12 protein-coding genes are annotated in these 14,271 nt (G+C 70.5%); 7 read left to right on the top strand and 5 right to left on the bottom strand.

Annotated features, from left to right (window positions below):
• The first annotated feature begins 5 nt into the window (after positions 1-5).
• From ACFV1J_RS30635 to ACFV1J_RS30605, 7 genes are all read left to right on the top strand, one after another.
• Positions 6-419, top strand: coding sequence for a roadblock/LC7 domain-containing protein (locus ACFV1J_RS30635; RefSeq protein WP_018087204.1), 414 nt, complete (start codon positions 6-8; stop codon positions 417-419).
• A 106-nt stretch (positions 420-525) separates the two neighbouring features.
• A complete protein-coding gene (locus ACFV1J_RS30630) occupies positions 526-936 on the top strand; it encodes a DUF742 domain-containing protein (RefSeq protein ID WP_360956250.1) in 411 nt (136 codons plus the stop codon).
• On the top strand, positions 917-1,510 hold the full coding sequence (locus ACFV1J_RS30625) for an ATP/GTP-binding protein (protein ID WP_385863472.1): 594 nt from the start codon (positions 917-919) through the stop codon (positions 1,508-1,510). Before ACFV1J_RS30630 ends, ACFV1J_RS30625 begins: the two co-directional genes overlap by 20 nt.
• Before the next feature lie 403 nt (positions 1,511-1,913).
• Positions 1,914-5,003: a nitrate- and nitrite sensing domain-containing protein gene (locus ACFV1J_RS30620; protein ID WP_385863469.1), complete on the top strand. Its 3,090-nt coding sequence runs from the start codon at positions 1,914-1,916 to the stop codon at positions 5,001-5,003.
• Positions 5,004-5,013: 10 nt separating this feature from the next.
• A complete protein-coding gene (locus ACFV1J_RS30615; RefSeq protein WP_018087204.1) occupies positions 5,014-5,427 on the top strand; it encodes a roadblock/LC7 domain-containing protein in 414 nt (137 codons plus the stop codon).
• Positions 5,428-5,511: 84 nt separating this feature from the next.
• Positions 5,512-6,108 (top strand): DUF742 domain-containing protein, encoded by a 597-nt coding sequence (locus ACFV1J_RS30610; RefSeq protein ID WP_385863467.1) that lies wholly within the window; start codon positions 5,512-5,514, stop codon positions 6,106-6,108.
• Positions 6,089-6,667: an ATP/GTP-binding protein gene (locus ACFV1J_RS30605; RefSeq protein WP_073447656.1), complete on the top strand. Its 579-nt coding sequence runs from the start codon at positions 6,089-6,091 to the stop codon at positions 6,665-6,667. The genes ACFV1J_RS30610 and ACFV1J_RS30605 overlap by 20 nt, the downstream gene beginning before the upstream one ends.
• 121 nt (positions 6,668-6,788) lie before the next feature.
• On the opposite strand, the gene ACFV1J_RS30600 is transcribed toward ACFV1J_RS30605, so the two are convergent.
• The 5 genes from ACFV1J_RS30600 to cimA form a co-directional block, all read right to left on the bottom strand.
• Positions 6,789-7,445: a DUF4360 domain-containing protein gene (locus ACFV1J_RS30600; RefSeq protein ID WP_385863464.1), complete on the bottom strand. Its 657-nt coding sequence runs from the start codon at positions 7,443-7,445 to the stop codon at positions 6,789-6,791.
• A 280-nt stretch (positions 7,446-7,725) separates the two neighbouring features.
• Positions 7,726-7,929: an acyl-CoA carboxylase epsilon subunit gene (locus ACFV1J_RS30595; protein WP_385863462.1), complete on the bottom strand. Its 204-nt coding sequence runs from the start codon at positions 7,927-7,929 to the stop codon at positions 7,726-7,728.
• Between the two features lie 53 nt (positions 7,930-7,982).
• The gene (locus tag ACFV1J_RS30590; protein ID WP_385863461.1) at positions 7,983-9,566 is read right to left on the bottom strand and encodes an acyl-CoA carboxylase subunit beta; all 1,584 of its coding nucleotides are present in this window, start codon (positions 9,564-9,566) and stop codon (positions 7,983-7,985) included.
• Positions 9,567-9,817: 251 nt separating this feature from the next.
• Positions 9,818-12,190, bottom strand: a complete 2,373-nt coding sequence (locus ACFV1J_RS30585) for a polysaccharide lyase 8 family protein (RefSeq protein ID WP_385863459.1) — start codon at positions 12,188-12,190, stop codon at positions 9,818-9,820.
• A 239-nt stretch (positions 12,191-12,429) separates the two neighbouring features.
• Positions 12,430-14,064 carry a citramalate synthase gene (gene cimA, locus ACFV1J_RS30580; RefSeq protein WP_385863457.1) on the bottom strand — a complete coding sequence of 545 codons (1,635 nt, stop codon included), beginning with the start codon at positions 14,062-14,064 and terminating at the stop codon, positions 12,430-12,432.
• Between the last annotated feature and the right edge of the window lie 207 nt (positions 14,065-14,271).

Here is a 14,271-nt window from a genome sequence, read left to right as displayed (position 1 = left end):
GTCCGATGAGCCAGGCGGCGCAGAATCTGAACTGGTTGATCACCAACTTCGTGGACAACACCCCTGGGGTGTCGCACACGGTGGTGGTCTCCGCGGACGGGCTGCTCCTCGCGATGTCCGAGGGCTTCCCTCGTGACCGCGCCGACCAGTTGGCGGCGGTGGCCTCCGGGCTGACGTCGCTGACCTCCGGCGCATCCCGCATCTTCGAGGGCGGGAGCGTCAACCAGACCGTGGTGGAGATGGAGCGCGGCTTCCTCTTCATCATGTCCGTCTCCGACGGATCGTCGCTGGCCGTGCTCGCGCACCCCGAGTGCGACATCGGTCTGGTCGGCTACGAGATGGCCCTGCTGGTCGACCGCGCGGGCACGGTGCTGACGCCCGACCTGCGCGCCGAACTCCAGGGCAGCCTGCTGAACTGACGGCGTCCGCAGCGCCCGACGGTCCAGCACCACACCATCCATTCGTGCCGCACCCCCCACCGGCCCAACCCGACGACAGCGCGCGCTGTCCCGTCCGGAGGACCCCATGACCCCGCCACCTGCCACTTCCGGCCCGTACGGCGCCTACAGCCAAGCGCCGTACGGGAGCGAAGGTGACCAGCCGCTGGTGCGCCCGTACGCCATGACCGGAGGCCGGACCCGGCCGCGCTACCAGCTCGCCATCGAGGCGCTGGTCAGCACGACCGCCGACCCCGCCCAGCTGCCCGGGCTGCTGCCCGAGCACCAGCGGATCTGCCACCTGTGCCGTGAGGTGAAGTCGGTCGCCGAGGTCTCCGCGCTGCTGCAGATCCCGCTGGGCGTGGCACGGATCCTCGTCGCGGACCTGGCAGAGGCCGGGATGGTGGCGATCCACCAGCCCGGTGGCAGCGGCGAGGCCGGCGGTACGCCGGACGTGACCTTGCTGGAGAGGGTGCTCAGTGGACTTCGCAAGCTCTGACAGCGGCTTCGCCGCGAGCCCGGCCCGCGCCACCACGTCTGCGAAGATCGTGGTGGCGGGGGGCTTCGGCGTGGGCAAGACCACGTTCGTCGGCGCGGTCTCGGAGATCAATCCGCTGCGTACGGAGGCCGTGATGACCTCCGCGTCGGCGGGGATCGACGACCTCAGCCACGTGCAGGACAAGACCACGACGACCGTGGCGATGGACTTCGGCCGGATCACGCTGGACCAGGACCTGATCCTGTACCTCTTCGGTACGCCGGGTCAGGACCGTTTCTGGTTCATGTGGGACGACCTGGTCCGCGGTGCCATCGGCGCGGTCGTGCTGGTGGACACCCGCCGTCTGGCGGACTGCTTCCCGGCCGTCGACTACTTCGAGAACAGCGGCCTGCCGTTCGTCGTCGCCCTCAACGGCTTCGAGGGGCACCAGCCCTACACGCCCGACGAAGTGCGTGAGGCGCTGCAGATCGGTCCCGGCACCCCGATCATCACGACCGACGCCCGGCACCGCAGCGAGGCCAAGAGCGCGCTCATCACGCTCGTCGAACACGCCCTGATGGCCCGGCTGCAGTAGGAACCGGCCGCCGCTCCGGTTCGTCATCTGTAGGGGGAAACCCGTCAGTTGACTCTTATGGGGTGCGCGGCCCTGCCCAGGGCCGCGCACCACCATCCGCGAAGGGATCTGTGTCCTTCGACACGCCCACAAATTCGCTTCATAACGTTTCGACAGTGAATCCCTGAGGTTTCGACACCGCGCGCGCATGCCCGGCTTCGCTGCGCTCATGAATCGCCTTCGTTTTGCTGCGCCTCGCCCTTAACGCCCCTTTTATCTGAGGGCCTTCCGGGCCTGCTCCGACTTTGCTCAGTGTTTGGAACGCACAGCCCTGACGTGCTGAAATTCGCTGAACTCCGGAGTAGGAAAGCCCAGAAGAAACGGCACAGCAGGTAGTGCCGGCCGCCGAGAGGTTGTTGGTCGAGTGAGGCGAAGCACGTCGAGCCCCGAGCCGCAGGAACCGCGGCGGGGCAACTTCACCCCGCCACCGAGAGGTGGCGTACCGGCTTCCGACGCGCCCGAAGACACGGTCGCGAAGCCTCCGGTCAGCGGTAGCAAGTACTCCCCGCGCAACTGGCGGGTGGCCACCCGGCTGAACGCGATCCTGCTGATCCCCGTGCTGCTCGCCCTGGTCCTCGGCGGCCTGAGGGTGAACACCTCGCTCGCCACCTGGCAGGAGGCGCAGGACGCGGAGCACACCGCGAAGCTCGTGCGCGCCGCGCTGTCCTACAGCACCGCCCTGATCGACGAGCGGGACCGCACCGCGGCGCCGCTGCTGGAGGGCAAGAAGGACGACCCGGTCGTCCAGGAGGCCCGGAACGCCACCGACGCCGCCGCCGACGCGTTCCACAAGGCCGCCAAGGCCATGCCGGACAAGCCGGGCCTGAAGCGCCGGCTCGCCTCGTTCCAGAAGGTCGAGCCCAAGCTCCAGCAGCTGCGCCAGGCCGCGTACACCTCCAAGCTGCACGGTGTGCAGACCGAGGAAGGCTATATCGAGGTCCAGCACCCGCTGATGGAGTTCGCCAACGAACTCGGCCTGGGCACCGGCAACATCACCTCGTACGGCCGCACCGTCTACGCCGTGGCGCTGGCCAAGGCGGCCGAGTCGCTGGAGCGCTCGATCGGCACCCACCTGCTGGTCGACCCGGCGACCCCGCAGGGCGGCAAGGAGCACAAGCTCCAGCTGACCGCCTTCGCGTCGTACCGCTACCTCGAGGGCATCGCCATCGCCGAGTACACCTCCGGCGGCACCCCCGAGGACGTCGAGCGGCTGAAGAAGGACGCCGCCGCCCTCAAGCAGGCCGCACAGCAGAAGATCGCACAGGCAAAGGAGCAGGCGCAGGCCGCGAACCGGCCGTTCCGCGCCCCGCCGTCGATCGACCAGATGTCCGCCTTGATCGGGACGGGCGCGGCGCCGGAGACGCTGAGCCTGAAGGGCATCACCTCCGACAGCTTCTTCGCGGCCGAAACCGGCAAGTTCAACATGTACCGGTCCATCGAGAAGGACCTGGCCGACAAGGCCGTGAACGAGGCCGCGCAGATCTCCGCGGACGCCAAGCAGGCCACCTTCGTCGACTCCGCGATCGTGCTCGCCGCGCTGATCATCGCGTTCGTGGTGGCCGGTCTGATGGCCCGACGGATGAGCCGGAACATGCGCCAGCTGCGCAACGCCGCCTTCGGGGTGGCCGAGCAGCGGCTGCCGATGCTGGTCGACCAGCTCTCCCGGACCGCCCCGGGCCGGGTCGACACCCGGGTCACCCCGATCCCGATCGCCACCACCGACGAGATCGGCGAGGTCGCCCGCGCCTTCGACCAGGTGCACCGCGAGGCCGTCCGGCTGGCCGCCGAGCAGGCGCTGCTGCGGGGCAACGTCAACGCGATCTTCACCAACCTCTCCAGCCGTAACCAGGGCCTGATCGAGCGTCAGCTGGAGCTGATCACCGACCTGGAGAACAACGAGGCGGACCCGGACCAGCTGGAGAGCCTCTTCCGGCTGGACCACCTCGCCACCCGTATGCGCCGCAACGGCGAGAACCTCCTCATCCTCGCCGGCGAGGAGCCCGGGCGCCGCTGGAACCAGCCGGTGCCGCTGGTCGACGTCCTGCGGGCGGCGATCAGTGAGGTCGAGTCGTACGAGCGAATAGACCTCACCGGTGTGCCGGAGAGCGAGATCCACGGCACCGCCGTGACCGACCTCGTGCACCTGCTCTCCGAGCTGCTGGAGAACGCCACCACGTTCTCCTCGCCGCAGACCAAGGTGCGGGTGACCGCGACCCGGCTGCCCGACGGCCGGGTGATGATCGAGATCCACGACAAGGGCATCGGGCTGACCCCCGAGGACTTCGCGGACATCAACCACAAGCTGGCGAACCCGCCGAGCGTGGACGCCGCGATCTCCCAGCGCATGGGCCTGTTCGTGGTCGGCCGGCTGGCCGACCGGCACGGGATCCGGGTGCAGCTGCGCCCCTCCGGCGAGCAGGCGGGCACCACGTCCCTGGTCATGCTGCCCGAGGCGATCACCCACGGTGGTGGCGGCGACGAGCAGTTCGAGGACGACTTCACGGTGTCCCGGATCGTCCCCGAGCACCAGCAGGGCGCCTACGAGAGCCACCAGCGCACCGCCGCCGAGCTGGGCTTCGACGACAGCCGTTACGCCCGCACGGACGCCACGGACCTGGACATGGTCGGCCGCTCGCTGATGCGTGAGGAGCGCCGGGCCGCGCTGGAGGCGCAGGCCACCGGCGGCGAGCGGCCGGACGACGGGCCGCAGGTGGGCAATCCGCTCTTCCGTGACGCGCCGACGTCCGCCACCGGCTACCAGGACCACCCCGCCCCGGGCTATCCGGAAGCCGATCAACCGCTCTACGACGACCGGTCGCACGGCAGCCAGGCGTTCGGCGATCCGGGCTTCGCGGAGACCACCGGCCAGCAGCCATACGTTTCGCATGAACCGGCACAGTCGGACGAATGGCCCGAACGCAACGCGTTCGAGGGCTACTTCGGGACCGAAGCGGAATCTGACCGGAATACAACTGCCGCTCCCGCTGGCGCGTCCGAACGCGTACCATTCGAGCGTCCGGGCCCCACACCGAGCGACCCGCACCCGCTGACGGGCGCCGGCCTTCCGCGCCGCGGAGGCCGCGACCAGCAGGCACCACAGGTTCAGCAGCCGCGGAGCGCGCCGGAGACCGGCCAGGACGGCTCCGACTGGCGCAGCTCCAACGACGAGCGCTGGGAGCGGGCGGAGCGGCTGCGCGAGCCGAAGGCGGGCGGAGTCACAGCCTCCGGTCTTCCCCGCCGGGTGCCCAAGGCCAACCTGGTCGAGGGTGCAGCGGAGCAGACCCCGCAGGGCGGCCCCCAGGTCTCCCGCGCCCCGGAGGACGTCCGCGGCAGGTTGAGCAACCTGCGCCGCGGGGTCCAGCAGGGACGCAGTGTCGGCACGGACCCCTCCGGGGTCCCCCAGAATGACCAACAGGGCTTCGGCCCCGGCAGCACCTACGATCAGGAGCGTTAGTGTGAGCCCGATGAGCCAGGCGGCGCAGAATCTGAACTGGTTGATCACCAACTTCGTGGACAACACCCCCGGGGTGTCCCACACGGTCGTGGTCTCCGCGGACGGACTCCTCCTCGCGATGTCCGAGGGCTTCCCTCGTGACCGCGCCGACCAGTTGGCGGCGGTGGCCTCCGGGCTGACGTCGCTGACCTCCGGCGCATCCCGCATCTTCGAGGGCGGGAGCGTCAACCAGACCGTGGTGGAGATGGAGCGCGGCTTCCTCTTCATCATGTCCGTCTCCGACGGATCGTCGCTGGCCGTGCTCGCGCACCCCGAGTGCGACATCGGTCTGGTCGGCTACGAGATGGCCCTGCTGGTCGACCGCGCGGGCACGGTGCTGACGCCCGACCTGCGCGCCGAACTCCAGGGCAGTCTTCTCAACTAGCAAACAGGCAGTGCGTTTCCCGCCGCCGCGTCTTATGGTTCGGTGGCGCGACCGGCGTCAGACAGGCAAGTTGGAGGAGGAGACGTGGCAACGCCCCCTAGCGGATACCCGTACGGTTCCGGGCAGGAGTCCGGGCCTGTGGGCGAGACCCATCACAACCGCTTCAACTTCCCGTCTGCGCCGAGCCACCGGCCGCAGCGACCCCAGCCGCCGCAGCCGCGGCAGCCGGGACCGTACGACTCCCAGCCGTACGAGCCGTCGGTGTACGACCAGCCGCAGGCACCGCGCATCCAGCCGGTGCAGCCGCCGCGCAAGCCCGAGCCCGCGCCCTCCGGGGCGAACAACCCGCTCGTGCGCCCGTACGCCATGACCGGTGGTCGGACCCGGCCGCGCTACCAGCTCGCCATCGAGGCGCTGGTCAGCACGACCGCCGACCCGGCCAAGCTGCAGGGCCAGCTGCCGGAGCACCAGCGCATCTGCCACCTCTGCCGCGAGATCAAATCGGTGGCCGAGATCTCGGCCCTCCTCTCCATCCCCCTCGGCGTCGCCCGAATCCTCGTCGCCGACCTGGCGGAGGCCGGGCTCGTCGCCATCCATCAGCCCGGCGGGGACGAGACCGCCGGCGGACAGCCAGATGTGACACTGCTCGAAAGGGTGCTCAGTGGACTTCGCAAGCTCTAGCGGTGCAGCCCGCTCCACCACCTCCGCGAAGATCGTGGTGGCGGGCGGCTTCGGCGTGGGCAAGACCACGTTCGTCGGGGCCGTCTCAGAGATCAATCCGCTGCGTACCGAAGCCGTGATGACCTCCGCCTCCGCGGGGATCGACGACCTCACGCACGCGCCGGACAAGACGACCACGACCGTGGCGATGGACTTCGGCCGGATCACGCTGGACCAGGACCTGATCCTGTACCTCTTCGGTACGCCGGGCCAGGACCGCTTCTGGTTCATGTGGGACGACCTGGTCCGCGGTGCCATCGGCGCCGTCGTCCTGGTCGACACCCGCCGGCTCGCCGACTGCTTCCCGGCCGTCGACTACTTCGAGAACAGCGGCCTGCCGTTCGTCATCGCCCTCAACGGCTTCGACGGACACCAGCCCTACACGCCCGACGAGGTCCGTGAGGCCCTCCAGATCGGCCCGGACGCCCCGATCATCACCACGGACGCCCGGCACCGCAGCGAGGCCAAGAGCGCGCTCATCACCCTCGTCGAGCACGCCCTCATGGCGCGGCTGCGCTGACGCCGCCGCGTACCGGCTCCCCGTGCCCGTACGCCGCACCGCACCTGCCGGAAGGCCCCCACATCGCGTGATGCGGGGGCCTTCGGCATGACTGCGGGGGTCGGCCGCGGGCGGCCGGCGGCTACTTACGTGCCGGGCACTCCTTCCAGGCGAAGTGGTACACGGTGTTGATGCTGCCGTCGGTGGAGTCCATGGCCATGAAGCTGGTGGCCTTGGGGTCGGCCGACTTGCCGTCCACCCTCAGCTCGGTGTTGATGTTGAAGTAGCGTTCCTCGCCGCAGGGCGCGTAGACGAGGGCGTCGACGTCGGTCTCGTCCGAGGTCTGCCAGTTGGTGTCGTAGGGGCCGGTGAAGGTGTGGCTCTTGCGGGCCGTCTGCTGCTGGCCCTGGAAGTAGTAGTTCGCCTGCTCCAGGCCCTTGGCGCCGGCGGCCAGCGAGGCGTAGCCGCGGTAGTCGGCGCGGGCGATGGCGTAGGTGAAGCCCTGTGGGACGTGGACGTTCAGGGCGATCTGGCAGTTCTTGCGGGCGTCGGTGGGCTTGCTGGTGCCGCCCGCCTGGGCGAGGTACTCGCTGTAGGTGACGGTGAAGGCGGTGTTGTCGGGGGCGATGGCCACCGCGGCGCTACCGGGTCTGCAGCCCGATCCGTTGACCGTGGCGACGGTTATCGTGATCTTGCCGGACGGCGGGTCGTCGCCGAACCGCGCTGGTGTGGTGGGGGATGCCGATCCGGCGAGGAGCAACGATGCCACTGCGGCACCAGCACTGAGCGTGCTGAGCATGGGCTCTTTCCTTCCGGTCGTCCTGGCCCGCGGCGCGGGAACACCAGGAGTGGGGATGACGAGCGCATGCCAGCACGGGAATCTCCCCTTGACCAGCTCTGCTCCGCAGGATTGGGGCGAACCTACGCCTTGATTCGGACGTCGGCTGCCGAATCGGAATACCCGGACGCCGGGGTACCGATGTCATGTCAACGCCCTTTGTTCACAAGGAAGTTGAAAAGGGAATGGGAAGGGCCCCGCGGCCGTGCCGCGGGGCCCTTCCCTCTGCGTCTGCGCTCGGTCAGCGCTGCCAGCTGGTCGCGCCGTGGAAGCCGGTCTGGCGCTCCAGACGGCGCCAGCGGGCGGCGGTGGCGCGCGGGCCGGCCGGGGCGGCCGGGCGGTGCGCGGCACGGGCCAGGAGGACGGCGGTCAGGGCGGCGAGCTCTTCCTCGCTGGCCTGACCCTTCTCCACGCGGATCGGGGCGGTGCGGTGGGCAGGATTCACGGTGTCTTCTTCTCCGTCGTCGCGTCGTCGGTGGATCGCGGGTGCCAGATGGGCTACTGGGGCGGGTTGCCGTGCTTGCGGGCCGGGAGGTCGGCGTGCTTGGTGCGCAGCATGTCCAGGGCCCGGATGAGGGTCTGACGGGTGTCGGCGGGGTCGATGACGTCGTCGACCAGACCGCGCTCGGCCGCGTAGTACGGGTGCATCAGCTCGGACTTGTACTCCTTGACCATGCGGGTGCGCATGGCCTCGGAGTCGTCGGCCTCGGCGATCTGCTTGCGGAAGATGACGTTGGCGGCGCCCTCCGCGCCCATCACCGCGATCTCGTTGGTCGGCCAGGCGTAGGTCAGGTCGGCGCCGATGGACTGGGAGTCCATGACGATGTAGGCGCCGCCGTAGGCCTTGCGCAGGACGATGGAGATGCGCGGGACGGTGGCGTTGCAGTACGCGTACAGCAGCTTGGCGCCGTGCCGGATGATGCCGCCGTGCTCCTGGTCGACGCCGGGCAGGAAGCCGGGCACGTCGAGCAGGGTCACGATCGGGATGTTGAAGGCGTCGCACATCTGGACGAAGCGGGCGGCCTTCTCGGACGCCTCGATGTCCAGCACACCGGCCAGCGACTGCGGCTGGTTGGCGATGATGCCGACCACCTTGCCGTCGAAGCGGCTCAGCGCGCAGATGATGTTGGTCGCCCAGCGCTCGTGGACCTCCAGGAACTCGCCGTCGTCGACGATCTCCTCGATGACCTTGCGCATGTCGTACGGGCGGTTGCCGTCGGCCGGCACCAGGTCCAGCAGCGCGTCGCCGGAGCGGTCGGCCGGGTCCTCGCACGGAACCGCCGGCGGGTTCTCACGGTTGTTCGCCGGCAGCAGGGAGAGGAGGTAGCGGACCTCCTCCAGGCAGCTCTGCTCGTCGTCGTAGGCGAAGTGGCAGACGCCGGACGTCTCGGCGTGCACATCGGCGCCGCCCAGGCCGTTCTGGGTGATCTCCTCGCCGGTCACCGCACGGACCACGTCCGGGCCGGTGATGAACATCTGGGAGGTCTCGCGGACCATGAACACGAAGTCCGTCAGGGCCGGGGAGTAGGCCGCGCCGCCCGCGCACGGGCCGAGCATGACCGAGATCTGCGGGATGACCCCGGACGCCTTGGTGTTGCGCTGGAAGATGCCGCCGTAGCCGGCGAGCGCCGAGACGCCCTCCTGGATGCGGGCGCCGGCGCCGTCGTTGAGCGACACCAGCGGGGCACCGGCCTGGATGGCCATGTCCATGATCTTGTGGATCTTCGTGGCGTGCGCCTCACCGAGCGCACCGCCGAAGATCCGGAAGTCGTGTGCGTAGACGAAGACCGTGCGGCCGTGGACCGTGCCCCAGCCGGTGATCACACCGTCGGTGTACGGCTTCTTCGCCTCCAGACCGAAGCCCGTCGCCCGGTGCCGGCGCAGCGGCTCGACCTCGTTGAACGAATCCTCGTCCAGCAGCAGCTCGATCCGCTCGCGCGCCGTCAGCTTGCCCTTGGCCCGCTGGGCCTCGGTCGCCCGCTCGCTGGGTCCTCGCCGGACCTGCTCACGGATGGCGTGCAGCTCGGCGACGCGCCCGCGGGCGTCGTTGGCGCCGGCGGGCAGATCTTCGACAGTGGTCATGCATCGACGGTACGTGTGCGGGGCCCCGCACACCGATGTCGGTTTCGTACAACGTCACATGCGTTTTGGTGGGCAGGCAGTACAGAACCCTCCTGTACGCGGCCCGCGTCCCGGCCCCCGTTCGGGTGGCCGGACCCCGCTCCCTCTGTATGGGCCCGACAAACGGCCGCGGAGTGATGTTGTGGTGCCCGGTGGTCCGCGGACCCGGGTGCCGGACGGTCCGCGGCCCGGCGGTACGGCCCCCGCGCAGGTCAGCGCAGCCGCACGGTGCAGCGGTGGGTGGCGCAGACCGTACCGGGCCGGACCCGCAGCCGCAGGCCCGGTCCGATCTGCCGCACCTCGATCGCCGGGTCCTGGTCGAGCACCGCGCGCACCGGCCGCGACCAGGTGATCTCCACCGGATCGCCGGTCCGCGTGGGGGCCGCGACGCACAGCCGGGCGGTCCGCCCGCCGGGCTCCTCGCGCACCAGCACGCTCACCGGGCCACTGCTGCCGAGCGGCCCCGCGCACCCCGCCCGCCAGAAGTTCGCGGCCGTTACGCCGAGCGGGTGGACGGCGATCGCCTGACTGCACGCGTCGTTGGCGAGCACGGTCAGCCAGTGCGGGTCGGCAGCCCGCGCCGCGACGGCGTGCGCGCCGGCCCCCGGCATCAGCAGATACGCATAACGGGCAGCGACCGGATCGACCCCGTGATCACACCACAACGTGACATACCGCCGGGTGAACGGCTCCGGGGACGAGGTGGTGTTGATGTCGTGCCAGCAGCCGGTACGGGCCTCGCGCAGCGCGTGCAAGCCGGCACCACCGGGGAAGACATAGCCGCCGTGCCCGGCGAGGTGGGCCCAGCGGGCGCGGCGGAAGGCCGTGCGGCGGCCGAGCGTGCCGGGCTGCCGCACGCCGTCGACGGTGAGCGCGGCCGTGCCGTACTCCCCCAGGCACCGGTTGTCGACGACGGTCTCGACGGCCACGCCGTCCCGCGCGGTGATCCCCGCGCCCAGACAGACGACACAGTCCGCCAGCGCGAACCAGGACTTCCGGGCGCTCAGCGTCGAGGACAACCCGCGCAGATGCTGCCCGAGCGCGGCGAATTCCCCGTCCGTCGTACCGCCCACCCACCGGACATCGGGCTTCGGCTCCCCCCATCCCCCGCCCTCGTTGTCCGCGAGCCGCTTGGTGGAGACGGTCGTGCCGGGCAGCCGGTACGGGTCGACGGTCGGCCAGAACGCGTCCGTGTACTGGTCACCGCCGAAGTCCGCGCCCCACCAGTACGTCATCCCCGCACCGGTGTGCCAGCCGCGCCGGTTCTCGCCGTTGCCGTTCTCGTAGTACGTGATCCGGTCGGAGCACATCGCCACGTTCGCGACCCAGCCGGGGCGGCGGTGCACGGCACGGTCCATGGCCGCGAAGAGCCGGTGGTCGACGGGCTCGGCGGCGGCCGGCCCGGGCCCGTCGGCGATCTTCCGCAGCCGGGCGAGGTCGGCGACACCGTACTGCCGGTCGGTGAGGACCGGCAGGGTGTGGTCGCGGGCGATCCAGCCCTTGATCATCGCGTGCCAGCGGTCCCGCTCGGCGGGGCTCGCGCTCTCGCCGAGCAGCGCGATGGCGGCGATCAGCGCATGCCCGTGGTAGTGGTCGCTGCGCAGCACCTTCCGCTCGTCGTTGCGGAGGTAACCGCGGCTGATCGCACGGCCGTTGACGCTGTCCATCATCAACCCGTTGTGCAGCAGCGGCGCGTACGCGTGCGCCACACTGTCCAGGATGATCTGCCGCCGCGGATCGGTGACCTCCCACTCCGACCCGCCGAGCAGCGCGAACAGCCGCCCCAGCCCGTCCAGCAGCACATAGCCGTACGTACCGGAGTAGGCGACCCAGGTGTGCTGCACGAACGAGCCGTCGGCGTAGAGCCCGTCGCCCTCAGTGACGTACGGGAAGACCGGCGAGAGGGCGTCCCGGGCCAGTGCGATCTTGGCCGGCGCCCGGCCGAGGATGCCGCGCAGGGCGACCACCCGGCACAGGTCGACGCGGTTGGCGCCGGTGCTGGTGCCGGTGTAGTCACCGAGCATCGTGTCCGGAACGAAGTGGTCGACGGCGGCGAGACACCGCCCGCGCAGGTCCTCGGGCAGCCCGCCCGGCAGGCGCTCTTCGACGACCACGAGCGTGTCGAGAAGAAGCCTCGGACTCCCGATCTGCCACTCCCACCAGTTGCCGTAACGGGTGGTACCGGGGTGGTAGACGGTGGCGTCCAGATGGCCGAGTCCTCGGCGGACGGCATCGGCGAGGTCCGGATCACCGGTGTGCCCCGTCCCGGGCTGCGCACACGCCTGGGCCATGGTGTTCAGCCGGCCGTAGCTCTGGGTGATACCGGAGGGCGGATCGTACGGGGCGTCCGCCCACAACGAGCCGGCGGCCGGCCGCATGCTCGCCAGGAACTCGGCGGCGAGTGCGCCGGTTTCCTGCAGTACGGCCGCGTACGGCGGCGCGTCCGGCTCGAACCCGGTCCCGAGCGAGAGCTCACACCATCGGCGGCGTAACGGGGCGTAGGGGTCCTCGGACCCGTACGCCACTGGTCCCGCGAGCCCGCAGGCGCCCGCGGCGGACAACGTGAGAAAGCGTCTGCGCTTCACGCAGGAAACATCCCCACGATTGCGGCGCCTTCCACGTACTTGGCCGTCCCGCCGCGGTGGTTTCTCGCCGTTGCGCGCTGTGCGGCGCCCCGCACGTACCCGTCTGTCCCGCCGTCGAGGTTGCTCGCCGTTGCTCCCCCACTGCCTAAAGGGCGTGGGGAGCCCCCCCACTCCAAATCGGCGGGGGGGGGAGCAACGGCGAGAAACCACCGCAGCGGGACGGCCGACAACGTGCGGGGCTACTCCTGCGGCTCGACGCCCGCCCGCAGCAACCCATACGCGTACGCGTCGTCCAGTGCCTGCCAGGACGCCGCGATGACGTTTTCCGCGACGCCGACCGTGGACCACTCGCCGCGGCCGTCGCTGGTGGAGACCAGGACGCGGGTGATGGAGCCGGTGCCGAGGGCGCCTTCCAGGATGCGGACCTTGTAGTCGACGAGTTCCATGTGGGCGAGCTGCGGATAGATCCGTTCCAGGCCCACCCGCAGGGCGCGGTCGAGTGCGTTGACCGGGCCGTTGCCCTCCGCGGTGGCGACGATCCGCTCGCCCTTGGCCCACAGCTTCACGGTCGCCTCGTTGGCGTGCGTGCCGTCGGGGCGGTCCTCGACGATCGCCCGCCAGGACTCCACCGTGAAGTAGCGCAGCGCCTTGCCGCGGACCTCCTCGCGCAGCAGCAGCTCGAAGGAGGCGTCGGCCGCCTCGTACGTGTAGCCGGCCAGTTCGCGTTCCTTGACGCGTGCGACGACCCGGCCGACCAGCTCGCGTTCGCCGTCCAGGTCGAAGCCGAGTTCCTTGCCCTTGAGCTCGATGGAGGCCCGGCCGGCCATGTCGGAGACCAGCATCCGCATCGAGTTGCCGACCAGCGCCGGGTCGATGTGCTGGTAGAGGTCCGGGTCGACCTTGATCGCGGAGGCGTGCAGCCCGGCCTTGTGGGCGAAGGCGGAGACGCCGACGTAGGGCTGGTGGGTGGAGGGGGTGAGGTTGACGACCTCGGCGATGGCGTGCGAGATCCGGGTGGTCTCGGCGAGCTTGCCCTCGGGCAGCACCCGGCGGCCGTACTTGAGCTCCAGCGCGGCGACGACCGGGAAGAGGTTGGAGTTGCCGACCCGCTCGCCGTAGCCGTTGGCGGTGCACTGGACATGGGTGGCGCCGGCGTCCACCGCGGCGAGGGTGTTGGCGACCGCACAGCCGGTGTCGTCCTGGGCGTGGATGCCGAGCCGGGCGCCGGTGTCGGCGAGGACGGTGCGGACGACGGCCGTGACCTGCGCGGGGAGCATGCCGCCGTTGGTGTCGCAGAGGACCACGACGTCCGCGCCGGCCTCGCTCGCGGTGCGGACGACCTGCTTGGCGTAGACCGGGTCCAGCGCATAGCCGTCGAAGAAGTGCTCGCAGTCGAGGAAGACCCGGCGGCCCTGGGCCCGGAGGTGGGCGACGGTGTCCCGGACCATCGCGAGGTTCTCCTCCGGGGTGGTGCGCAGCGCCAGCTCGACGTGTCCGACGTGGGACTTGGCGACCAGCGTGATGACCGGGGCTTCGGAGGCCAGCAGGGCGGCGACCTGGGGGTCGTCCTCGACGCGGACGCCGGCCTTGCGGGTGGCGCCGAAGGCGACCAGCTGGGCGTGCCGGAAGTCGATCTCCTGGCGGGCGCGCTGGAAGAACTCGGTGTCGCGGGGGTTGGCGCCGGGCCAGCCGCCCTCGATGAAGCCGACGCCGTAGTCGTCGAGGTGCCGCGCGATGGTCAGCTTGTCGGCGACGGTGAGGTTGATGCCCTCGCGCTGCGCGCCGTCGCGGAGGGTGGTGTCGAAGACATGGAAGTCGTCGGGCACCGCGCCGGCGGGACGGGTGGCGGGCGACGGGGAGGCTGCGTCCGTCATGCTGGTCTGGCTCCTGTCGGTTCTCGGTCTACCGGAATTACCGGTGCCACCGCCCCTCCATGCTCCCTCGCGCTCCGCCTCCGGTGGGTGTGGGCCGGAAACGAAAAAACCTCTCGCGGGTGCGAGAGGTCTGCGCGCGGGTCTGGGACGACGGTGGCCGCGCCGTACTCGGGTCGTACGGGGCGGTCACTGCGGACCGGCGCGCCT

The sequence above is a fragment of the Streptomyces sp. NPDC059649 genome, assembly GCF_042734445.1.
Taxonomy (GTDB): domain Bacteria; phylum Actinomycetota; class Actinomycetes; order Streptomycetales; family Streptomycetaceae; genus Streptomyces.
The sequence above is the reverse complement of the archived record's forward strand: the minus strand, read 5'-3'. Positions and strand labels throughout refer to the sequence as shown.